Raw genomic sequence first — 20,644 nt, forward strand, 5'->3', positions numbered from 1 at the left:
GATCGAAAAGACCTAGAGCCGAACGGTCGTCCGCGCCGGGCTCTCGGCACCTAAGGTGCCAGAGTCGGAAGAGATAAGAGTCGAGCCACGCTCGACTGCTTCTGCTCGAAGGAAACATCGGCTGCAACGGCAATCTCGTGTCCACCAAGGTGGACACCTACCGAAGCAGGTCCGGCAGGACGTGCTCGCCGATCTCGCGCAACACGCGGCCCATCGGCCGCCCGTTGTCGACCAGGTTGAACATCACGTGCGCCACACCCTGTGCATGCACCCGCAGCAGATAGTCGCGCAGACCATCGCGCCCCACCTTCAGGCCCAGCGGCAGTGGCTCCGGCGGTGCCTTAGGGTCTGCCTGCAGGTCCAGCAGCATCGACTGCACGAATGGCTTGCCTGCCCCGCCGCCCTGCACGAGCGCCTGCTGCCACAGGCCGATGCGCCCTTCCTGCGCAGCCTCTTCGCGGTGATAGGTGGCCCAGCCTTCGGCCTCGCGCGCGATCCACTGCAGGCTCTGCCGCGCGGTGCCCACCACCAGCATCGGGATGCGCGTGGCCGGTGCCGGCAACACGTCAAAGCCGCCGGTCGCCCGCAGCACCTCGCTCCGCTCAGCGGCGTCGGGTGACAGCGCCGCGCGCAGCAGCGACCAGCGCTCACGGAACGTCGCCGCCCTGCCCTCCAGGTCTTCGCCGAACGCGGCGAATTCTTCAGGCCGATCGCCCGAACCCAGCCCCAGCACGAAGCGTCCATCGCTGATCCGATCCAGGCTCAATGCCGACTTCGCCACCTGCAACGGCTGCCGCAACGGCAGCACGATGGCCGCACTTCCAATCGCGATTCGCGGGGTTGCCGCAGCCAGCATGCCCAGCCACAGGAACGGATCGTCCAATGCGCTGGCGGTGGCATCCGGCCCTTGCGGCACCATCAGCGGCACGTCGCGCGTCCACAGCGCGGCGAAGCCAAGATCATCGGCCAGCCGTGCGCTGCGTCGTGCCGCGCCCGGATCGGCCAGCCCATGCGCAGCCACCGGCGTCATCAGGCCCAGGCTCAGGCCTTGCTTCGGAAATACCAACGCGTGCGCAGCATTGAATTCACTCATGCCGACAGCTTAGCGTGCAGGGCGGCGGCGGCGATGACGCGCCGGCCACCACAGGAAGAACACTGCATGCCGAGGATCCGCCCCGCCCACGTCGATGACCTGCCCGCGACCAGCGCGATATGCCTGGCCGCCTTCACTGCCGCGGTCGCGCCGTCACTCGGCAAGGCCGGCATCGCCACCTTCGAAAGCGTCGCGGCCGCCGATGCATTCGCTGCGCGCCTGCACGGCGACAACCACATCCTGGTGGCCGAGCACGAAAACCGCATCGTCGGCGTGGTCGAACTGAAGGAAGGCCGGCACCTGGCGATGCTGTTCGTCGACCCCGCCTGCCAGGGCCGGGGCATCGGCCATGCCCTGTTCGAGGCGATACTGTCGAAGGTGCGCGAACCGGTACTGACGGTACGCGCGTCGTTGAATGCCGTAGCCACCTACCAGCGCTACGGCTTCGTGCTGGACGGCGACGTCGGCGAGTTCAATGGCCTGGTGTACCAGCCCCTCAGCTACGCCGCGCCCTAGCAGCTGCGGCGATCAGACAAACATGCCACCGGAGGCTTCCACGCGCTGGCCGTTGACCCAGCTCGTGGACGGTGACAGCAGCGCCACCACCACCGGACCGATGTCATCGGGCCGGCCGGCACGACCCAGCGCGGTGATCGACGACACCATCGCATTGACCTGCGCATCGTCGCGCACGCGGCCACCACCGAAGTCGGTCTCGATGGCGCCCGGCGCCAGTGTGTTGGCGCTGATGCCACGCGCTCCCAGCTCCTTGGCCAGGTAACGGGTGAACACCTCGATGCCACCCTTCATCATCGCGTAGGCCGAGCTGCCCGGCAGCGAGAAGCGGGCCAGGCCGCTGGACACGTTGAGGATGCGGCCACCATCGGCGATCAAGGGCAGCAATGCCTGGGTGAGGAAGTACGGCCCCTTCAGATGCACGGCCACGGCATGGTCGAACTGCGCTTCGGTGGTGTCGGCGATGGGCGCGTACAGGCCCTCGCCGGCGTTGTTCAACAGCCCCTGCAAGCTGCCGGTGCCCCACGACTGCAGGGCATCACGCAGGCGGGCGGCAAATTCAGGGAACGCCGCGCTGTCGGCCATGTCCAGCGGCAGCGCCTGGGCACGACGGCCCAGCGCCTGCACCTGCTGCACCACCTCGGCCGCCGCCTCGGCCTGCGCGCGATAGGTGATCACGATATCGGCACCGTCGGCGGCCAGCGCCAGCGCGGCATTGCGGCCGAGGCCGCGGCTGCCGCCGGTGATGAGGACGACACGGGAAGAGGAAGCAGTCATGGCCAGGCACCTGGAAAAGAGAAGGTGCGGTCAGACTATTGGGATTGCAGGTGCGCATAAATCGCGCGATTCTGATTTTACTGTTCAATCCAAGCAAACAATCCATGGACCGCCTCGACACCCTGCGCGTGTTCCTGCGCGTCGCCGAACTGGGCTCCTTCACCCGCGCCGCAGACAGCCTGGGCCTGCCCAAGGCCAGCGTGTCGCAGGCGATTTCCCGGCTGGAGGCAGAGCTGGGCACCCAGCTGCTGCACCGGACCACCCGCCGCGTGCACTTGACCGCCGACGGAGCCCAGCTCCAGCAACGGGCGCACGACCTGCTCGACGACATGGACGAGGTGCAGAACCTGTTCCGCCGCCAGCCCAGCGAACTGAGCGGGCGCCTGCGGGTGGACATGCCCGGAAGCATGGCGCGCAACGTGGTGATCCCGCAGCTGCCGGCCTTCCTGGCCCTGCACCCGGGGCTGGAGATCGAACTGAGCGCCACCGACCAGCGCGTGGACGTGGTGCGCGAAGGCTTCGACTGCGTGCTGCGGGTGGGCACCCTGGACGACAGCAGCCTGGTCGCCCGGTTGCTCGGTCACATGCGCATCGTCAATGTCGCCAGCCCCGGCTACCTGGTAGCGCACGGCGTGCCGCGGGTGCTCGCCGACCTGGACCGCCACGCGCTGGTGCACTACGTCGGAACGCTCGGCCAGCGCTCGCCCGGTTTCGAGTATTTCGATGGCCAGCATTACCGCAACTGGCCGATGCAGGGGGCGCTGACCGTCAACAGCGCCGATGGCTACAGCGCCGCTGCACTGGCCGGGCTGGGCATCATCCAGGTGCCGGAAATGGGCGCGCGCGAAGCGCTGCGCAGCGGCACCCTGGTGGAAGTGCTGCCCGACTGCGTGGCTGAGCCGATGCCGGTCAGCCTGGTCTACGCGCAGCGCCGTCATCTGCCACGCCGCGTCGATGCGTTCATGACCTGGCTGGCCGGGCTGCTGGCCACGGAAATGCAGCGCCAGCCCTGAGAGAGACGCTCGGTCACATGCCGCGCGCCACGCCGCTCATAAGCAAATTGCATCAACACCCGGCACCGGCCTTCCTACAATGCCGGCTTGCCCCGCCTCTTCGAGATGCTGCCGATGCGCGCTGCCCTTCCCCTGTTGTTGCTGGCCACCGCACTGAGCGCCTGCTCCCCGGCCCCGGCACCGCTCGCCGCGGCAAAGGCTGCCGAGGCCGCGCCGGCCACCGCCATCGCCTGGCGCCAGGGCGACGTCGACGATGCCTTCGGCGAGGCGGCCGAGAGCGGCAAGCCGGTGTTGCTGTACTGGGGTGCGGTCTGGTGCCCGCCGTGCAACCAGCTCAAGGCCGGCCTGTTCAAGGACCCGGCCTTCATCGCGCTGACGAGCAAGTTCGTACCGGTCTACCTGGATGGCGATGAGGAAGGTGCGCAGGCCTGGGGCGAGCGCTTTGGCGTGCGCGGCTACCCGACCCTGATCGTGCTCGATCCACAGCGCAACGAAATCACCCGCGTGGCAGGCGGCAACGATGCCGCTGAACTGACCCGGGTGCTGACCGTGGCCGCCGGCCGCCGCAGCGCGGTTGCCGCCACGCTGGCCAGCGCACTGGCGACGCCGGACAAACTGACGTCCGACGACTGGCAGGTGCTGGGCGACTACGGCTGGGAAGTGGATGCCAACCGCCTGGCGGGCGAGCGCAAGAGCGAAGACGTGCTGCATCAGCTGTCCCGGAGCGCACCGGACGCGGCATTGAAACACCGCTTCGCGCTGCTGGCGCTGGCCACCGCAGAGAAGCCGAGCGCGTCGCCCACCGAAGTACGCCAGCTGCTGCAGGCGGTGCTGGCGCAACCGGCCGAGGTCCGCCGCAACCGCGAACTGCTCGGCTATGCCGGCGCCGCGCTGGTGAAACAGGCCAGCGCCGGCCCCGCCAGCACGCACTCGCTCGGCCAGCAGCTGCTGGTGGCGCTGGAGCGTGCAGATGCCGAACGTGGTGACCGCGCCGACGATGCGCTGTCGCGCGCACTGACCGAAGTGTCACTGGCCCGCGAAGCGCAACCGAAGGGCGCGCTGCCGGATGCGCTGGTGGCGCGGGTCAAGCAGCGCGTGGCCGCCGCCGACGCCGCCGCCAGCGACGCGCATGCGCGCCAGGCCACCATCAGCAGCGCGGTGTACGCGTTGCGCCAGGTCGGCGACGATGCGGGCGCCGAGGCGTTGCTGTTGGCCGAACTGAAGCGCAGCGAACAGCCCTACTACTACATGCCCGAGTTGGCCGAACTGGCCGAGCAGCGCGGCGACACCGCCGGTGCGCTGGAGTGGCTGAAGCGCGCCTACGACGGTGCGCAGGGCCCGGCCACCCGGGTGCAGTGGGGTGTGCTGTACGTGGAAGGCCTGCTGCGCCTGGCCCCGGAGGATGCCCCGCGCATCGAACAGGCCACCACCGCGCTGATCGCCGAACTGGACGCGCAGCCGTCCGGCTACCACCAGCGCACGCGGCAGCGTTTCGAGCGCTTGGCTGGCCAGTTGAAGACCTGGAGCGGAAAGCACCAGGGCGCGGAGACGCTGGCGCGGCTGCAGCAGCGGATGCAGCAGGCCTGCGGCGAGCAGGTCGATGGCGCGTGCAAGGAATGGCTGAGCTGATTGCGGTAGCGCCGGCCGCTGGCCGGCATCCCGACCCTCTCTGATTGCCGGCCAGCGGCCGGCACTACCACGCCTCCACGCCGCTCTTGACCTCAACCAATGTTGAGGTGCGATAACGATCTCCCCACGGCCAGCCCCCTGGCCTTCCCTACGGAGATCGTTTCAATGTCGTACTCGCTTCCCCCGCTCCCCTACGCCTATGACGCCCTCGAGCCGCACTTCGATGCGCGCACGATGGAGATCCATCACGGCAAGCACCACCAGACCTACGTCAACAACCTCAATGCCGCCCTCGAGCAAGCCGGCATCGCCGCACAACCGGTCGAGGCGCTGATCGCCAACCTCGATGCCGTGCCCGAAGCACAGCGCGGCGCGGTGCGCAACAATGGCGGTGGCCACGCCAACCACAGCCTGTTCTGGACCGTACTCAGCGCCAGTGGCGGCACCCCTGATGACGAACTCGGCGCGGCCATCGATCGCGATCTCGGCGGCTTCGATGCATTCAAGGAGGCCTTCAGCAAGGCCGCACAGACCCGCTTCGGCAGTGGCTGGGCATGGCTGACCACTGATCGCGATGGACGGCTGCAGGTTGAAAGCAGCGCCAACCAGGACAACCCGCTGATGGGCACCACGGTTGGCCTGTCCGGCAACACCCCGATCCTGGCGCTGGACGTCTGGGAGCACGCCTACTATCTGCATTACCAGAACCGTCGCCCGGACTACATTGGCGCCTTCTTCAACATCATCAACTGGGCCGAGGTCGGCCGGCGCTACCGCCAGGCCCGGGCCTCATGAGCGGCGAGACACTGCCGTATGCCGGGCCGTGGGCGGGGGTGTTCCCGGCCCCGGCCCCGGCGCCGTCGGTCGAGATGCCGCCGCGTGCACTGCGGCGGCTGCTCGGCCATTTCCCCACGGGGGTGGCGATCGTCTGCGCGCGCGATGCGCAGGGCAAACCGGTTGGCCTGACCATCAACTCGTTCGTGCCGGTATCACTGCATCCACCGCTGGTGCTGTGGAACCTGGCACTGCACGCGCAGAGCCTGTCCACCTTCCAGCGCGCCACCCGCTTTGCGATCAGTGTGCTGGCGGCCGACCAGGAAACGTTGGCACTGCGCTTCGCCGACCCACAGGTGCGCGACCGTTTCGACGGCCTGCCGTTGCTGGAGGATGACGTAGACGCCCCGCCGCGCATCGCCGGTGCGGTGGCCCACCTCACCTGTACCCGCCACGCGCAATGGCCGGTGGGCGATCACCTGCTGCTGGCCGGCCGCATCATCGATGTCAACGAGAACGGGGGCGCGCCCTTGCTGTTCCATCGCGGCCGTTTCCAGCCGGGACCGGAAGAACTGCTGCAGGAGGTGCGTTGATGAACATCGAGGCCCTGGAATGCATGCTGGCCAACGGCAAGGACGGCGCGCTGCTGCGCTTCGGCCTGGGCAAGGGCTGGCTGGATGCCGGCAACCCGCTGCGCGCGGCGACCCATCTGGGCCGCTGCGTGGTGCTCGATCCGCACTACTCGGCGGCCTGGAAGCTGCTGGGCAAGGCCTGGCTGGCCAGTGGCCAGCCGCAGGCGGCGCGCGAGGCGTGGCAGCGCGGGCTGAGCGTGGCCGGCAGCAAGGGTGACCAGCAGGCGCGCAAGGAAATGCAGGTGTTCCTGCGTCGCCTGGACCGCGAACAGGCGGCCCTGGCGAAGGCGGGCTGAGTGGATCAGCCCGCGTTGGCCGATGCCGGTGCGGACATGATGTCCGCCATCGGCAGGCGGCGCGGCTTGCTCGGGAACGCGTGGCGCAGGATGCGCCAGGCCACCTGGCCGAACTGGCGCGGCAGCGAGCCGTTGTTGTAGTGCTGGCCGTAGCGACGGCAGATGTCCTTCACTTCCTTGGCGATGGCTGCATAGCGGTTGGCCGGCAGGTCCGGGTAGAAGTGGTGCTCGATCTGGTGGCTGAGGTTGCCCGACAGCACGTTGATCAGGAAACCACCGCTGATGTTGGACGAGCCACGCAGCTGGCGCAGGTACCAGTGGCCGCGCGATTCATTGCGCAGGCATTCCTTCGGGAAGGTTTCCGATTCGGCGGTGAAGTGGCCGCAGAAGATGATGACGTAGGTCCAGATGTTGCGCAGGCCGTTGGCCACCATGTTGCCCAGCATCACGGTGAGGAAGAACGGGCCGGCCAGCAGCGGGAAGAACACGTAGTCCTTCAGCACCTGGCGGGCCATCTTGCGTGCCACCGGGCGGGTCTGCAGCCACATCGCGCGGGCACTCATGCGGCCCTTCAGCCAGCGGCCCAGGCGCAGGTCCTGCGCGGCCACGCCCCACTGGAACAGCAGTGCGAAGATCGGCGCGATGATCGGCTGCAGCAGGTAGAACGGCTTCCAGCGCTGTTCCGGGAAGATGCGCAGCAGGCCATAGCCGATGTCATCGTCCATGCCACGCACGTTGGTGTAGGTGTGATGGCGGAAATTGTGGGTCTTGCGCCAGTTGTCGGCGGTGGCAACGATATCCCACTCATAGGTGTTGCCATTGAGCTTGGGGTCGCCGGTCCAGTCGAACTGGCCGTGCATGACGTTGTGGCCGAGCTCCATGTTCTCCAGGATCTTCGACAGCGCCAGCAGCAGCGTGCCGGTGATCGCGGCCGGCCACAGCAGCGGCATCCAGAACAGCGGCGAGAACGCGGCCAGGAACAGCAGGCCACGGCCACCCACGCCAAACCAGCGCACGGCGGCGGCCACGCGGCGGATGTAACGGGTATCGGAGGCGCCCAAGCTGCCGATCACACGGTCGCGGATCGCGTCGAGCTCCTCGCCAAAGGCATGCATCTCGGCAGTACTCAGGGCACGGTCGGTAGCGCGGGTCATGGCAGGCGTCCTCAGAGATCCAGGGTCAGGTCGGTGGTCGGCGCACTCACGCAGATCCGCACCGGCTGCGCCGATTCGGACTGCAGGTCGCCGGTGCGCAGGTGGCGGGTAGCGCCACTGACGCGATCACAGGTGCAGGTGTTGCAGATACCCATGCGGCAGCCGTGCTTGGGCTTGATGCCGTGGGCTTCGAGGCTTTCCAGCAGGGAGCGGCTGCGCGGCACGCTCAGCTGGCGGCCACTGCGTGCCAGCGTCAACGACACTTCGCCTTCGCTGCTGGCGCCAAGCAACGGCGCCGGCGGGGTGAACGCCTCGGCCTGGAAGCCCGCCACCTGATGCGCCAAACGTTCGCGTGCAGCGGCGACGAACCCATCCGGGCCGCAGGCCAGCACATGGCGCTGTGCCAGCGGCGTGTCATCGCCGGCCACCTGCAGCCCATGGCTGCCGATGCGCGCGGCCGGGATGTCGCCTTCGCGGGTGGTCAGCAGATGCACGCGCAGATTCGGCTGCGCTGCGGCCAGCGCCTGCAGTTCATCACGGAACTGCAGGTGGCCAGTGGTGCGCTCCCAGTAGAACAGGTCCACCGGCGCCGCCAATGGACGCTGGCAGGCCTCGCGCAGCAGGCTGCGCATCGGCGTGATGCCACTGCCGGCAGCCAGCAGCAGCACCGGTGCGGCGGCGGGCATGTGGAACTCGCCGAACGCGGCATCGACACGGAACAGCTCGCCCGGCCGAGCATGGTTGACCAGATGCTGGCTGACCCGCCCGCCCTCGACCGCCTTGACGGTAATCGCCAGTTCGCGCCGCCCCACCACGGTGGGGCTGTAGCTGCGCTGCCACACGCGACCTTCAATTTCCACGCTCAGGGTCACGTGCTGGCCGGCGCGCATGCCGGCCCAGTGCCGGTTGGTGCGCAGCACCAGGGTTGCCGCGCCCTCGCCGGCCGGCTCACGCCGTACCAGGCGGGCCATCGGCTCACGCAGGGTCCACAATGGATTCAGCTGACCTGCCCAGAAATCGAACAGCGTCGGCGACACCCAGCGGTGCGGGGAAAACAGGGAAGGACGGACGACAGCGCTCATGGGGGCACTATACGGGCGCACATACACCTGTGTATACATGTGTATATTGAACCGGATTGGGTATGATTCAGCCTTGCCCCACCGGAACACCCATGGCCGCCGCCACCGCCCTGACGCCGAACGAAGATGCCAACAGCCCGACCCGCCGAACGGTGAGCCGCGAGGATCTGCTGGCTGCCGCGCTGAAGCTGATCGGGCCGCACCGCAGCCTGTCCACGCTGAGCCTGCGTGAAGTGGCCCGCGAGGCGGGCATCGCGCCGAACAGCTTCTATCGGCAGTTCCGCGACATGGACGAACTGGCCGTGGCCCTGATCGACGTGGCCGGCCGCTCGCTGCGCACCATCATCGGCGAAGCCCGCCAGCGCGCCACCTCCAGCGCCACCAGCGTGGTGCGCGTGTCGGTGGAGACCTTCATGGAGCAGCTGCGTGCCGACGACAAGCTGCTGCACGTGCTGCTGCGCGAAGGCGCGGTCGGCTCGGACGATTTCAAGCACGCAGTCGAGCGTGAGCTGCACTATTTCGAGGAAGAGCTGCAGCACGACCTGGTGCGCCTGGCCGCCCTCGATGGCGCGGTCCTGCACAAGCCGGAACTGGTCTCGATGGCGATCACCCGCCTGGTGTTCGCGATGGGCGCGTCGGCCATGGACCAACCTCCGGAAAACGACCCGGAACTGGTCGAACAGATCTCGACGATGATCCGCATGATCATCGTCGGCGCCCGCACCCCCGCTGCCTTCCGCCGCGGCTGATAAGACTCGAATCGTGCATCGCGGTACATGACCACCGGCAGGGTCGCGGCCTCGATATGTAATGTTATAACACTTGCATGATCCACCCGGATGCCTGTTGCGCCCAGAATTGCTGAGGCTTCGATATATAGCACTTGCTATATCTATGAGCCGCTGCTTTCATATGCCCCAGCCAGGTCGCCCTCGCCGCCTTTCCTCCCCAAGGACGACGCCCTCATGCACGTTGCCACCCCGCTTTTCCATCGGCTGCCCCTGGCCGCCGCCATCGCCCTGATCCTGCCGCTCCCTGCGCTGGCCGCCTCGCCGAAGCCGACCGAACTGGACCGCGTGCAGGTCAAGGTCAGTACTGCCACCCGCAGCGAACGCCTGCTGTCGGACGTACCGATCCGCACCGAGGTCCTGCGCAAGGAAGACATCGCGCTGCGTGCGGCCACTGACTTCTCGCGTGCCGCCGAACTGATCAACGGCCTGCGCGTAGAGAGCAACTGCCAGAACTGCAACACCAGCGAAGTGCAGCTGCTGGGCCTGCCCGGCGCCTACAACCAGCTGCTGTTCGATGGCATTCCGCTGCTGTCCACACTGGGCAGCGTGTACGGGCTGGAACAGATCCCGGCCGGCTTCGTCGACCGCATCGAAGTGGTCAAGGGCGGTGGCTCGGCACTGTACGGCCCGGGTGCGGTTGCCGGAGTGATCAACCTGATCCCGCCGCTGCCGGCGCGCAGCGGGGGGCACGTGCAGGCCGGCGTGGATGTATTGAAGGGCACGCCGCAGAAGAATGCCGACGTGCGCCTGGATCTGGTCGCGAACGATGCCGACGCCGGGCTGTCGGTGATTGCCCAGCGCAACTGGAACAGCGGCATCGACTACAACGGCGACGGCTATACCGAGATCACCCGCAAGAACCTCAAGGTCGGTGGGCTGCAGGCGTGGTACGCACCCACGCCGGGCACGCGGCTGCGCCTGGACCTGCAGGTGACCGACGAAACCCGCCGCGGCGGCAACCGCCTGGACCAGCCCGAGTACCTGGCCAATATCGCCGAATCACTGGACACGAAATACCGCCGCGGCAGCGTGTCCTGGGACCAGGAAATCAACGCCGACGTCGACTTCCGTCTCGCCTACGCGTTCGCCGACATTGATCGTGACAGCTTCTATGGCGGCCTCGGCGACGTGGTCACCGATCCGACGGCGCCGGGCTATGACCCGTCGCAGCTGGACCCGAACGTGGCCGACAGCGCCGCCTCGCGTTCATGGCGCCAGTACGGCCGCACCCACAACCCGCTCCACTACATCGACAGCCAATTGAACTGGCGGCTGGGCGCGCATGCGCTGGCCTTCGGCGTGCAGTACAAGCACGAGGCGCTGCGCGACGACAACCGCAACGGTGCCGGGCAACGTCTTGCCGTACTGGAGGATGCGACCTTCCATAACCTGGGCGCATTCGTCCAGGACGAGTGGAGCCTGCGTGACAACGTGGACCTTGTACTCGGCGCGCGCGTGGACAAGAGCTCGGAGCTGGACAACGCGGTGTTCTCGCCGCGCATCGCGCTGGCCTGGCAGGCCACGCCGGACCTGAAATGGCGCGCAGGCGTTGCCACCGGCTTCCGTGCGCCGGAGATCTTCGTCGAAGACGTGCATGTGGATACCCTCGGCGGCGAACAGGTGCGCGTGCGCAACAACGACGGCTTGAAGGAAGAGCGCGCGTTGACCACGCTGTTCGGCTTCGACTGGCGTTCGGACCCGGCCAATCCAGTGTGGAGCTGGGATGCCACCGCCTCGTATGCGCGCATCCGCGACACCTTCGCGCTGGGCGAGATCCAGCGCGGTGAAGACGGCCAGCTGAGCCAGCTGCGCTACAACGCCTCCGGCTCGAACGTGCTGGGCGCGGAAACCAACCTTGGTTGGCAGCCTTCGCCGCAGTGGCGTTTGACCGCTGGCGCGTCATGGTACCGCTCGCGCTTCCGCGAACCGCAGCGCATCTTCGACGACACCGGCGAGGGCGGCGACACCGTCATCGAGAGCCGCGACTACCTGAAGACACCGCGCTGGACCGGGCTGGCCCAGCTCAGCTGGATGCCGGCCGAGCCGTGGGAGACCTTCGTGGCACTGCGCCACACTGGCCCGATGTCAGTGCTGAACAACCGCCTGGGCGAACTGCACCGCACGCGTGCGTTCCTGGTCACCGATCTCGGTGCGCGCTGGCACCGGCATCTGGGCGCACAGGCGCAGCAGGAAGTGTCGGTCGCGGCAGGCGTCAAGAATGTGTTCGACCAGCGCCAGAAGGACCTGGAAACCGGTGCACTGCGTGACAGCGATTACGTCTACGGCCCGCGTTTTGCGCGCTCGTGGTACGTCAACCTGCGCTATGCGTTCTGAAGTATTGCGAGCGCTGTTGCTGGCCGGCGCGCTGCTGCTCGCCGTGCCGGCGATGGCGACGGACCTGCACGCCCAGGTTTCGGCCTCGTTGATGCGGCCCGAGCAGCGATCGCTGCAGCCCACGCACTGGTCTCCGCCACCGAAGCTGGTCGCGCTGTACTTCGGTGCCGACTGGTGCGCACCCTGCCATGCCTTCGTACCGACCCTGCGCAGCGTGCGCGATGCCCTGCGCGAAGCCGGCGCCGATACCGAAGTGGTGTACGTCAGCCTGGACGAAAGCGAGGCCGCGCTGCGCCGTTACATGCAGGCGCAGGACATGCCGTGGCCAGTGCTGGACCCGCGCCGCGCCAAACGGATGCCCGCGCTGCAGGCACTGGCGGGGCTGGGCCCACCCAACCTGGTGCTGCTCGACGCCGATGGCAAGGTGCTGGCCAATGGCTGGCAAGGGCGACGCTATGACGGCCTGCAGGCGGTGTTGAAGGAATGGACGAAACAGGCGTGCGCACAGCAACAGGCGCGCTGCCCGCCCAGGTAGATCCACGCCATGCGTGGATACCCCCTGTCATCCTGCGAACAGCAGCCGAAATCACGTTCACGAGTAGATCCACGCCATGCGTGGATGCTCTTGCCGGGAACCCCTGACTCAATCGCCCTCGGCCTTGCGCACGAACGCCTCGAACAACGCCAGCGTCTGTTCGCTGACATGGTGTTCGATGCCCTCGGCATCGCGGCGCGCGGTATCCGCGTCCACGCCCAGCGCCAGCAGGAAACGTTCCACGGTCTGGTGGCGTTGGCGGCTGGCGTGGGCCAATGCCTCGCCTTCCGGTGTCAGGAACACGCCACGGTACGGCCGCTGCACCACCCAGCCGTCGCGGGCCAGCCGCCGCAGCATCTTCGCCACCGTCGGCTGGGCCACGCCCAGGCGCGTGGCGATGTCGACCTGGCGGGCCTCGCCGCCGTCGGCCAGCAGGTCCGAGATCAGCTCGACATAGTCCTCCACCAGCTCCATCCGGTGTGCCTCGCGCACTTGCCGGAAGCTCTCGACCTGGCGCTCGGCCTCGATCAAGGGGGTGCTTTTCAGCGATGTCGAATCGTCGGTCTTGCCCACGCCTGCGCCTGTCCTTCCGGTGTACTCCGGTGTTGAACCTGAATTCTGGACCAGTAACGCGATAAAGACGATTGTTTCACATTGCTAACGACTATAGCAGGAGCTATATTCGGACCCATGAACACCCTGGCGCCCCGCGACCCTTCGGCCTCCACTCCGGCCAGCCTGGGCGCGCTCAACGCGTCGGTAGCCGTGCCTGACAAGGGCCACTGGTGGTTCCGCCTGCTGGCCTTCCTCGGCCCGGGCTACATGATCTCGGTCGGTTACATGGACCCGGGCAACTGGGCCACCGATCTGGCCGGCGGGTCGCGCTTCGGCTACCTGCTGCTGTCGGTCATCCTCATTTCCAACCTGATGGCGGTGATCCTGCAGGCGCTCTCGGCGCGGCTGGGCATCGCCACCGGTATGGACCTGGCCCAGGCCTGCCGCGCGCGCTACCCCAAGCCGGTGAACCTGGCGCTGTGGGCGCTGTGCGAGGCGGCGATCATCGCCTGCGACCTGGCCGAGGTGATCGGCACCGCGATCGCGCTGAAACTGCTGTTCGACCTGCCACTGCTGTGGGGCGCGGTGATCACCGCGCTGGATACGCTGCTGGTGCTGCTGCTGATGAACCGCGGCTTCCGTGCACTGGAAGCGTTCGTGATCGCGCTGCTGATGGTGATCTTCGCCTGCTTCGTGGTGCAGATCGCAATGGCCGCGCCACCGGTGATGGCGGTACTCGGCGGCTTCATCCCGCGTGCGCAGGTGGTGACCGATCCGCATGCGCTGTACATCGCCATCGGCATCATCGGCGCCACGGTGATGCCACACAATCTGTACCTGCATTCGTCCATCGTGCAGACCCGCGCCTACCCGCGCACCGATGAAGGGCGTCGCAGCGCGTTGCGCTGGGCGGTCACCGACAGCACCATTGCGCTGACCCTCGCGCTGTTCATCAATGCCAGCATCCTGATCCTGGCCGCGGCGGTGTTCCACGCCAACGGCCGCTTTGATGTGGAAGACATCGAGCAGGCGCACCAGTTGCTGGCACCGATGCTGGGCGTGGGCGCGGCGGCCACCCTGTTTGCGATCGCCCTGCTGGCCTCGGGGCTGAACTCCACGGTGACCGCCACGCTGGCCGGGCAGATCGTGATGGAGGGCTTCCTGCACCTGCGCCTGCCGCCGTGGCTGCGGCGCTTGATCACCCGGGCGCTTGCGATCATTCCGGTGGTGGTGGTGATCGTGCTGTTCGGCGACCAGGGCGCGGTGAAGCTGCTGGTGCTGAGCCAGGTGGTGCTGTCGATGCAGCTGCCGTTCGCGATCATCCCGCTGGTGCGGATCGTGACCGACAAGGTGACGATGGGTGCACTGGTGGCACCGCGCTGGCTGGGAAGCATCGCGTGGGTGATCGCGCTGGTGATCGTGGCACTGAACGTGAAGTTGCTGCTGGATACCTTCAGCGGAGCCTGACGCCAAACGCACGGCGCCTGCCCCGGTAGATCCACGCCATGCGTGGATGTCCTTGTAGAGTCGAGCTATGCTCGACTCATCGCGCACCGCGCGAACGGCAGCCGAGCATGGCTCGGCTCTACAAAAAGCGGGGCGCGCGAAATGCCGCCGGGCCTGGCCCGCCCCCGCCACCTCCGCGCTACAGGTGCAACGCGATCGCGGCTTCGATCTGCTGCGGCGACTGGAAACCGGCCAGACGCGTGCGTTCGTCGCCGTCACGGAACAGCGACAGCGTCGGCGTCTGCCGCAGCCCCAGCTCTCTGAAGAACGCTTCGCCCAGCACTTCCAGCTGCACGCGCAACAACGTGGTTCCCTGCCCCGCCCCACTGTTCGCCACGCGATGCAGCGACATCTCCAGCATCCGACAACCCGGACACTGATCCTTGTGGAAATCCACCAGCACCCGTGGATGCTCGGCCAGCAACTGCTGGAACTGCTCAGGCGTGGTGGCGTCGATGATCTGCATCGGTGTTGCTCCAGTAATGGGCCAGGACCGCATCGGCCCAGGCTTCGATGGCCGCGGCATGGCGCTCGCCATGCGGCATCTGTTCGATCTCCAGCGGCGGGTAGTCGCTGCGGAAGTAACGGATCAAGCGATGCACGGCACCGCAGTAGTACTCCTGCCCCCACTGCGTCTCGCCGGTACCGAACACCGCCAGCTGCCGCGGCCGCTCGCCGCGCTCGGCAATGCCGGCCACCCACGCCTTCATTTCCGCAGGCGTGCGACCGGCGTTGTCGGTCCAGCAGCCCAGCAGCACCAGATCGGCCTCGTCGGCCGCCAGCGGTGGCGCCTGGCGCAGGTCATCCGCCTCCTGCCAGTGAACGACATGACCCGCAGCCCGGCAGCGCCCGGCAATCTGCCGGCCGAGCTCCCGGGTGTTGCCACTCAGCGAGGCCACCACCAGCAGGATGCGCAGCGCGGCGCCGGGCTCAGAGATCGTCGAAGCCGTTGTCGACATTGGTCTTCTTGTAACTTGCATTGCGCATCTCGAAGAAGTCGGTCTTGGTCTCGGTGAAATTGTCGGCGTAGGCCTTGATCCACGGCATCACGTTGTCGGTGGTGTCGCTGTACAGGCGCTCGATGCCGAGCATGCCGGCCATCTTGTTGGCCCGGTACTTCACGTAGCGCGTCATTTCCTCCACATCGATGCCATCGATGCCATCCAGCACTTCCGAGGACCACTCGGTTTCCAGTTCGATGGCATGCTCGAACGCCTGGTGCACATAGGCGGTCAGCTCATTGGTCTGCAGCTCCGGGTTCTCGCCGATGATCGCGCGGATCAGCTCACTGATGAACTTGGTGTGGGCCAACTCGTCGCGGTTGATGAAGCTGATGATCTTGCCGGTGCCGGTCATGCGGTTCTGCCGCACCATGTTGTAGAAATAGGCGAAACCGGAATAGAAGTTGATGCCTTCCAGGATCGAGGACTGGATCAGCGACTTCAGCAGGGTCTCGGCGGTCTTCTCGCGCATGAAGTCGTCATACGCGCCCATTATCGGTGCGTTGCGCTTGATGATGGTCGGATGGGTGCGCGCCAGCTCGAACACGCGGTTCTGGTTCGGCAGGTCGGTGATCGAGGCCAGCACATAGCTGTAGCTCTCGTTGTGGATCACCTCCTGCTGGCCGATGATCGCCGCGTTGGCATGCGCGGCCGGGTCGGTGATGTACTCGGCCACGTTGTAGATGAAGCGGGTCTGCGGCGAATCCAGCGTGGCAAGCAGGCCGATGATCGAGTCGTAGGCGTTCTTCTCGCGCCCGGACAGCTCACTGTACTGGCGCGCGTCGGCCTTCATGTCGACTTCGTCGGGGATCCAGAAGTTGGTCGACAGTTCCTTGTAGGCCCGATAGAACGACGGGTACGGAATGTCGTTCCAGTTCAGGATGCCGCTGGTGCGGCCGTTGATGATGCCGGTGCTGCGGTTGGGATGACGCGGTTCGAGGATCTTGATGCGGTCGAGGGGGGTTGCCATGGGTTTCTGCCTTCGTTTTCTTTCTGGGGGGTGGCCGGCCGGGGGCCGGCACTACCGTTGATCAGCTGGCGCACCACTCGCATTCGCTGATGTCGATGTCGTTGGAGCGCACGTAGTAGGTGGTCTTCAGGCCTTCGCGCCACGCGCTGAGGTGCAGCTCCAGCAGCGTGCTGGCGCGGATCGTGCTGGGCACGTACAGGTTGAAGCTGATCGACTGGTCCACGTGGCGCTGGCGGCGTGCGTTCTGGCGCACGCTGGCGAACTGGTCGACCTTGTAGGCGCCCTTCTCGTAATACGGCCAGGTCTCCAGCGACAGGCCTGGCGCGGCCACCGGCCGCCGGAAGTCCTTCTTTTCCTCGTAGTAGAACGCGCTGTAGATCGGATCGATCGATGCGGTGGAACCGGCAATCTGCGCGGTGCTCATGTTCGGCGCCACCGCCAGCAGCCAGCCGTTGCGCAGGCCATGTGTGGCGACCTCGCGGGCCAGGCTGTCCCAGGCCGCGCCGCTGTAGCCACGGTCAATGAAGTAGCGGCCGTTGTGCCAGTCGCTGCCGGCGAACATCGGGTAGCTGCCCTTTTCCCTGGCCAGTTGCGCACTGGCCTGGATGGTCAGGAAGTTGATGCGCTCGTACAGGCGGTCGGCCAGCTGTTCGGCGTCCGGCGATTCCCACTGGATTGCCTGCTGCGCCAGCAGGTGGTGCCAGCCGAAGGTTCCAAGGCCGATGGCGCGGTACTTGCGGTTGGTGATCGTGGCCTGCGGCACCGGCAGTGCGTTGAGGTCGATCACGTTGTCGAGCATGCGCACCTGGATCGGGATCAGGCGCTCGAGCACGTCGGTGGCCAGCAGGTCATCCGGCGCGCTGATCGCACGGCCGAGGTTGATCGAAGACAGGTTGCAGACCACGAAGTCGCCCGCGCGGCGGGTGGTGACGATCTGGTCGCCGCTGACGATCTCCTGGATCATCCGCGTCGGGCTCATGTTCTGCAGGATCTCGGTGCACAGGTTGCTGGAATAGACCATGCCCGCGTGCTTGTTCGGGTTTTTGCGGTTGACCTCGTCGCGGTAGAACAGGAACGGATTGCCGGTCTCCAGCTGGCTGAGCATGATCCGCTTGAACAGGTCGATCGCCTTCACCGTGCGGCGGCTGATGCGCTCGTCGGCCACCAATTCGGCATAGCGGTCGCGGAAGCTGCCTGAGCCGCGCTTCTCGTCATAGAAGTCCTGCAGGTACCAGCCCTTGGCGCTCTTCACTTCGTGCGGGTCGAACAGGTACCAGTCGGCGCGGCGCTCGACCGCCTCCATGAACAGGTCGGGCACGCACACCGAGGTGAACACATCGTGCGCGCGCAGGCGCTGGTCGCCATTGTTCAGGCGCAGATCGAGGAAGGCCTCGATGTCGCGGTGCCAGATGTCCAGGTACACCGCCACCGCGCCCTTGCGCTGGCCGAGCTGGTCGACCGACACGGCCGTGTTGTTGAGCTGCTTGATCCACGGCACCACGCCACCGGAGGAATTGGGCACGCCACGGATCGGTGCGCCACTGCTGCGCACGTAGCCCAGATAGGCGCCCACACCGCCACCGTGCTTGGACACGCGGGCGATATCGGTGTTGGAGTCATAGATGCCCTGCAGGCTGTCATCCACCGTGTCGATGAAGCAGCTGGACAGCTGGCCACCGACCTTGCCGGCGTTGGCCAGCGTCGGCGTGGCCACGGTCATGTACAGGTTGGACAGCGCCCAGTACGCCTCGCCGACCAGCTGCATGCGCCGCTCCCGCGGCTTTTCTTCCTGCATCAGGTACAGCGCGATGGTCAGCCAGCGCTCCTGCGGCAGCTCATAGACCTCGCGGCTGCGATCGCTGGCCAGGTAGCGCGTGGCCAGCAGGTACAGGCCGTTGTAGGCGAACAGGCGATCGCGCTCCGGCTCGATCATCTCGCCGGCCTGCTGCAGCTCTTCCTTGGAATAGCAGCGCAGGATGTCGTTGCTGTAGATGCCACGGTCGGCCAGGCTTTCCTGCAATCCCACGTAGGAGCCGTACTTCAGGCTGACGTCGTAGAACCGGTTGCGGCTGGCGCGCTTGTACAGGCGGCGCAGGTAGATGCGTGCAGCGAACTGCTCCCACTCCGGCGCGACCAGGTCCACGCGCGATTCGGCCTCGCGGATCAGCAGGTCGACCAGATCATCGGCACTGAGGCTCGGCTTGCGCTCGACCATCGCCTGCACCACGCGGCGATAGTCGCTTACATCCAGCTGCGGAAACTCCGCGTGCGCCGTATCGATGCTGCGCTGCAGGCGCTCGGCGTCGAACGGCAGGCGGCGGTTGCCGGCCTCCTTGGTGATCCAGGTCGGCACGCGCTCGCCACCGGCGCGCAAAGCGTCGCCGGCGCCGGCCAGATCGGCCGCGCGGTAGGTGTTGTCGGTCATGGTCCTGCGTCTCCAGGCTCGCACGCACAGCGGCGTCGATGCCGTGGCAGCCCTGCACGCGATACCGGCGCACGGGGCGATCGGGGTGGGATGCCAACGCACGGGATCATCAGGTCGTCGGCATGCGCCTGCGCCTGCGGCCGGTATCCGGGCCGTGGGGGCGACCTGTGTCCGCGCGATGGCGGCCGCGTCGACACGGCAAGCCTTCAGGGGCGGGCCGCGGGACGTTTGCTGCATGTCCGGCGGCGGCGGCTGACCGGGAGTGACGGCCACAACATAGTGGGGATACTCCGAGCCGTCAACACAAGATGAGGTAATCACGACATGACGCGACGATCCGTCGCAGGATGCCGTGTTGCAGCGGCGACGCCTTGACGACAGCGCCTGCGTCCCCAGTTCGGTACAACCTCCACTTTCCCCGGAACACTGCCCATGCGCGCTGCCCAGTACGCTTCCTTCGCCGACCCGGCCGACGTCCTCGCCGTTGCCGATGTGGCCCTGCCCGAGCCCGGCCCGGGCGAGGTGCGCATCCGCACCATGCTGGCCTCGATCCACAACCACGACCTGCTGACCGTGCGCGGCCTCTATGGTTACAAACCGACCCTGCCGGCCATCGCTGGCAGTGAGGCACTGGGCGTGGTCGATGCGCTTGGCGAAGGGGTCGACGGCCTGCAGATCGGCCAGCGCGTTGCCGCCGCCTCGGTGCACGGCACCTGGGCCGAAGCCTTCATCGCACCGGCGCGGATGGTGATTCCGATGCCGGACGCCATCGCCGACGAGATGGCCGCACAGCTGATCGCGATGCCGCTGAGCGCGCTGATGCTACTGGAATTCCTGCACGTCGAGGCCGGCCAATGGATCGTGCAGAACACCGCCAACGGGGCCGTCGGCAAGTCGCTGGCGATGCTGGCGCGGGCGCGTGGCGTGCACGTGGCCAACCTGGTGCGCAATGCCGACGCGGTCGCGCAGCTGCAGGCACTCGGCATCGATCACGTATTCGATACCTCGGTGGACGGCTGGAAAGATCGCGTGCGCGCCGCCACCGGCGAAGCACAGGCGGCGGCCGCGGTGGATTCCATCGGTGGCGATGCCAGCGGTGACCTGGTCGACCTGCTCGGCCACCACGGCACCCTGGTGTCGTTCGGGGTGATGAGCGGCGAGCCGATGCGCATTCCCGCCGGCGGCCTGATCTACAAGGAGGCCACGGTGAAGGGCTTCTGGGGCAGCAAGGTCAGCCAGGCGATGGCGGTGGAGGACAAGCGCCGGCTGGTCGGCGAGCTGCTCAAGCGTGCGGCCAGTGGTGAGCTGACGCTGCCGGTGGAGCAGGTCTTCGCACTGGACGACATCGCCCAGGCAGTGACGGCAGGCGCGGGTTCGGGTCGCAACGGCAAGGTGTTGCTGCGGCCTTGATGGTCTCCGGGTCGGATCCCTTTCCAGAATGGAAAGGGCTCTGACCCGCCAGGAGCGTGCGGACCAACGGTCCGCACCCACCAAGAGCAAGGAGCATTCATTTCGTTAAGAACCTGTGATGTATAACTGAATGCGCTTTCGTCATTGGAAG

General features: G+C 66.9%; 20 protein-coding genes. 11 read left to right on the top strand and 9 right to left on the bottom strand.

The annotated features are described in order from the left end of the window. Positions 1 to 157 precede the first annotated feature (157 nt). A complete protein-coding gene (locus ACMZPQ_RS18240) occupies positions 158 to 1,093 on the bottom strand; it encodes a TIGR03571 family LLM class oxidoreductase (RefSeq protein WP_197584264.1) in 936 nt (311 codons plus the stop codon). Positions 1,094 to 1,159: 66 nt separating this feature from the next. Here ACMZPQ_RS18240 and ACMZPQ_RS18245 point away from each other — a divergent pair, with 66 nt between their 5' ends. Then, the gene (locus tag ACMZPQ_RS18245; RefSeq protein WP_197584267.1) at positions 1,160 to 1,609 is read left to right on the top strand and encodes a GNAT family N-acetyltransferase; all 450 of its coding nucleotides are present in this window, start codon (positions 1,160 to 1,162) and stop codon (positions 1,607 to 1,609) included. A gap of 12 nt (positions 1,610 to 1,621) precedes the next feature. Here ACMZPQ_RS18245 and ACMZPQ_RS18250 read toward each other — a convergent pair whose 3' ends face one another. Continuing rightward, on the bottom strand, positions 1,622 to 2,386 hold the full coding sequence (locus ACMZPQ_RS18250; RefSeq protein ID WP_197584269.1) for an SDR family oxidoreductase: 765 nt from the start codon (positions 2,384 to 2,386) through the stop codon (positions 1,622 to 1,624). A 38-nt stretch (positions 2,387 to 2,424) separates the two neighbouring features. Between ACMZPQ_RS18250 and ACMZPQ_RS18255 the strand changes: the two genes are divergently transcribed. The 5 genes from ACMZPQ_RS18255 to ACMZPQ_RS18275 all read left to right on the top strand — a co-directional run bounded on the left by ACMZPQ_RS18255 (position 2,425) and on the right by ACMZPQ_RS18275 (position 6,730). Beyond that, positions 2,425 to 3,399, top strand: coding sequence for a LysR family transcriptional regulator (locus ACMZPQ_RS18255; RefSeq protein WP_414486236.1), 975 nt, complete (start codon positions 2,425 to 2,427; stop codon positions 3,397 to 3,399). A gap of 105 nt (positions 3,400 to 3,504) precedes the next feature. Continuing rightward, a complete protein-coding gene (locus ACMZPQ_RS18260; protein WP_197584274.1) occupies positions 3,505 to 5,028 on the top strand; it encodes a thioredoxin family protein in 1,524 nt (507 codons plus the stop codon). Between the two features lie 165 nt (positions 5,029 to 5,193). Further along, positions 5,194 to 5,823, top strand: coding sequence for a superoxide dismutase (locus ACMZPQ_RS18265; RefSeq protein ID WP_197583657.1), 630 nt, complete (start codon positions 5,194 to 5,196; stop codon positions 5,821 to 5,823). Continuing rightward, positions 5,820 to 6,395: a flavin reductase family protein gene (locus ACMZPQ_RS18270; RefSeq protein WP_197583656.1), complete on the top strand. Its 576-nt coding sequence runs from the start codon at positions 5,820 to 5,822 to the stop codon at positions 6,393 to 6,395. Before ACMZPQ_RS18265 ends, ACMZPQ_RS18270 begins: the two co-directional genes overlap by 4 nt. After that, on the top strand, positions 6,395 to 6,730 hold the full coding sequence (locus tag ACMZPQ_RS18275; RefSeq protein ID WP_197583655.1) for a tetratricopeptide repeat protein: 336 nt from the start codon (positions 6,395 to 6,397) through the stop codon (positions 6,728 to 6,730). Before ACMZPQ_RS18270 ends, ACMZPQ_RS18275 begins: the two co-directional genes overlap by 1 nt. Positions 6,731 to 6,735: 5 nt before the next feature. On the opposite strand, the gene ACMZPQ_RS18280 is transcribed toward ACMZPQ_RS18275, so the two are convergent. Both ACMZPQ_RS18280 and ACMZPQ_RS18285 read right to left on the bottom strand, forming a co-directional pair. Beyond that, positions 6,736 to 7,884, bottom strand: a complete 1,149-nt coding sequence (locus tag ACMZPQ_RS18280; RefSeq protein WP_197583653.1) for a fatty acid desaturase — start codon at positions 7,882 to 7,884, stop codon at positions 6,736 to 6,738. An 11-nt stretch (positions 7,885 to 7,895) separates the two neighbouring features. Further along, a complete protein-coding gene (locus ACMZPQ_RS18285) occupies positions 7,896 to 8,966 on the bottom strand; it encodes a ferredoxin reductase (RefSeq protein ID WP_197583652.1) in 1,071 nt (356 codons plus the stop codon). Positions 8,967 to 9,058: 92 nt separating this feature from the next. Here ACMZPQ_RS18285 and fabR point away from each other — a divergent pair, with 92 nt between their 5' ends. The 3 genes from fabR to ACMZPQ_RS18300 all read left to right on the top strand — a co-directional run bounded on the left by fabR (position 9,059) and on the right by ACMZPQ_RS18300 (position 12,626). After that, entirely contained in the window at positions 9,059 to 9,715 is a 657-nt protein-coding gene (gene fabR, locus ACMZPQ_RS18290) for an HTH-type transcriptional repressor FabR (RefSeq protein ID WP_008267228.1), read from the top strand. 216 nt (positions 9,716 to 9,931) lie between these two features. Continuing rightward, positions 9,932 to 12,091 (top strand): TonB-dependent receptor domain-containing protein, encoded by a 2,160-nt coding sequence (locus ACMZPQ_RS18295; RefSeq protein WP_197583651.1) that lies wholly within the window; start codon positions 9,932 to 9,934, stop codon positions 12,089 to 12,091. Then, positions 12,081 to 12,626, top strand: a complete 546-nt coding sequence (locus ACMZPQ_RS18300; protein ID WP_197583650.1) for a thioredoxin-like domain-containing protein — start codon at positions 12,081 to 12,083, stop codon at positions 12,624 to 12,626. The genes ACMZPQ_RS18295 and ACMZPQ_RS18300 overlap by 11 nt, the downstream gene beginning before the upstream one ends. A 108-nt stretch (positions 12,627 to 12,734) precedes the next feature. Here ACMZPQ_RS18300 and mntR read toward each other — a convergent pair whose 3' ends face one another. Beyond that, positions 12,735 to 13,199 carry a manganese-binding transcriptional regulator MntR gene (gene mntR, locus ACMZPQ_RS18305; protein WP_197583648.1) on the bottom strand — a complete coding sequence of 155 codons (465 nt, stop codon included), beginning with the start codon at positions 13,197 to 13,199 and terminating at the stop codon, positions 12,735 to 12,737. A 117-nt stretch (positions 13,200 to 13,316) separates the two neighbouring features. On the opposite strand from mntR, the gene ACMZPQ_RS18310 reads away from it, so the two are divergent. Next, the gene (locus ACMZPQ_RS18310) at positions 13,317 to 14,648 is read left to right on the top strand and encodes an Nramp family divalent metal transporter (protein WP_197583647.1); all 1,332 of its coding nucleotides are present in this window, start codon (positions 13,317 to 13,319) and stop codon (positions 14,646 to 14,648) included. A 178-nt stretch (positions 14,649 to 14,826) separates the two neighbouring features. Here ACMZPQ_RS18310 and ACMZPQ_RS18315 read toward each other — a convergent pair whose 3' ends face one another. From ACMZPQ_RS18315 to ACMZPQ_RS18330, 4 genes are all read right to left on the bottom strand, one after another. After that, positions 14,827 to 15,153, bottom strand: coding sequence for a thioredoxin fold domain-containing protein (locus ACMZPQ_RS18315; RefSeq protein ID WP_197583645.1), 327 nt, complete (start codon positions 15,151 to 15,153; stop codon positions 14,827 to 14,829). After that, on the bottom strand, positions 15,125 to 15,646 hold the full coding sequence (locus ACMZPQ_RS18320) for a flavodoxin (protein ID WP_197583644.1): 522 nt from the start codon (positions 15,644 to 15,646) through the stop codon (positions 15,125 to 15,127). Before ACMZPQ_RS18320 ends, ACMZPQ_RS18315 begins: the two co-directional genes overlap by 29 nt. Continuing rightward, positions 15,618 to 16,658 carry a ribonucleotide-diphosphate reductase subunit beta gene (locus ACMZPQ_RS18325; RefSeq protein WP_197583643.1) on the bottom strand — a complete coding sequence of 347 codons (1,041 nt, stop codon included), beginning with the start codon at positions 16,656 to 16,658 and terminating at the stop codon, positions 15,618 to 15,620. The genes ACMZPQ_RS18320 and ACMZPQ_RS18325 overlap by 29 nt, the downstream gene beginning before the upstream one ends. A 61-nt stretch (positions 16,659 to 16,719) precedes the next feature. Further along, the gene (locus tag ACMZPQ_RS18330; RefSeq protein ID WP_197581371.1) at positions 16,720 to 19,083 is read right to left on the bottom strand and encodes a ribonucleoside-diphosphate reductase subunit alpha; all 2,364 of its coding nucleotides are present in this window, start codon (positions 19,081 to 19,083) and stop codon (positions 16,720 to 16,722) included. 432 nt (positions 19,084 to 19,515) lie between these two features. Between ACMZPQ_RS18330 and ACMZPQ_RS18335 the strand changes: the two genes are divergently transcribed. Further along, positions 19,516 to 20,493: a zinc-binding dehydrogenase gene (locus ACMZPQ_RS18335; RefSeq protein ID WP_197581368.1), complete on the top strand. Its 978-nt coding sequence runs from the start codon at positions 19,516 to 19,518 to the stop codon at positions 20,491 to 20,493. The last annotated feature ends 151 nt before the right edge of the window (positions 20,494 to 20,644 follow it).

The organism is Stenotrophomonas maltophilia (genome assembly GCF_047497515.2).
Lineage (GTDB): Bacteria > Pseudomonadota > Gammaproteobacteria > Xanthomonadales > Xanthomonadaceae > Stenotrophomonas.

Bases quoted from the DNA above. Each gene is read 5' to 3' on its own strand.
- ACMZPQ_RS18320 (WP_197583644.1), bottom strand. From the start codon at position 15,646: ATGTCGACAACGGCTTCGACGATCTCTGAGCCCGGCGCCGCGCTGCGC.
- ACMZPQ_RS18315 (WP_197583645.1), bottom strand. From the start codon at position 15,153: ATGCAGATCATCGACGCCACCACGCCTGAGCAGTTCCAGCAGTTGCTG.
- ACMZPQ_RS18325 (WP_197583643.1), bottom strand. From the start codon at position 16,658: ATGGCAACCCCCCTCGACCGCATCAAGATCCTCGAACCGCGTCATCCC.
- ACMZPQ_RS18275 (WP_197583655.1), top strand. From the start codon at position 6,395: ATGAACATCGAGGCCCTGGAATGCATGCTGGCCAACGGCAAGGACGGC.
- ACMZPQ_RS18260 (WP_197584274.1), top strand. From the start codon at position 3,505: ATGCTGCCGATGCGCGCTGCCCTTCCCCTGTTGTTGCTGGCCACCGCA.
- ACMZPQ_RS18250 (WP_197584269.1), bottom strand. From the start codon at position 2,386: ATGACTGCTTCCTCTTCCCGTGTCGTCCTCATCACCGGCGGCAGCCGC.
- ACMZPQ_RS18300 (WP_197583650.1), top strand. From the start codon at position 12,081: ATGCGTTCTGAAGTATTGCGAGCGCTGTTGCTGGCCGGCGCGCTGCTG.
- ACMZPQ_RS18335 (WP_197581368.1), top strand. From the start codon at position 19,516: ATGCGCGCTGCCCAGTACGCTTCCTTCGCCGACCCGGCCGACGTCCTC.
- ACMZPQ_RS18245 (WP_197584267.1), top strand. From the start codon at position 1,160: ATGCCGAGGATCCGCCCCGCCCACGTCGATGACCTGCCCGCGACCAGC.
- ACMZPQ_RS18310 (WP_197583647.1), top strand. From the start codon at position 13,317: ATGAACACCCTGGCGCCCCGCGACCCTTCGGCCTCCACTCCGGCCAGC.
- ACMZPQ_RS18330 (WP_197581371.1), bottom strand. From the start codon at position 19,083: ATGACCGACAACACCTACCGCGCGGCCGATCTGGCCGGCGCCGGCGAC.
- ACMZPQ_RS18280 (WP_197583653.1), bottom strand. From the start codon at position 7,884: ATGACCCGCGCTACCGACCGTGCCCTGAGTACTGCCGAGATGCATGCC.
- ACMZPQ_RS18285 (WP_197583652.1), bottom strand. From the start codon at position 8,966: ATGAGCGCTGTCGTCCGTCCTTCCCTGTTTTCCCCGCACCGCTGGGTG.
- ACMZPQ_RS18270 (WP_197583656.1), top strand. From the start codon at position 5,820: ATGAGCGGCGAGACACTGCCGTATGCCGGGCCGTGGGCGGGGGTGTTC.
- ACMZPQ_RS18295 (WP_197583651.1), top strand. From the start codon at position 9,932: ATGCACGTTGCCACCCCGCTTTTCCATCGGCTGCCCCTGGCCGCCGCC.
- fabR (WP_008267228.1), top strand. From the start codon at position 9,059: ATGGCCGCCGCCACCGCCCTGACGCCGAACGAAGATGCCAACAGCCCG.
- ACMZPQ_RS18265 (WP_197583657.1), top strand. From the start codon at position 5,194: ATGTCGTACTCGCTTCCCCCGCTCCCCTACGCCTATGACGCCCTCGAG.
- ACMZPQ_RS18240 (WP_197584264.1), bottom strand. From the start codon at position 1,093: ATGAGTGAATTCAATGCTGCGCACGCGTTGGTATTTCCGAAGCAAGGC.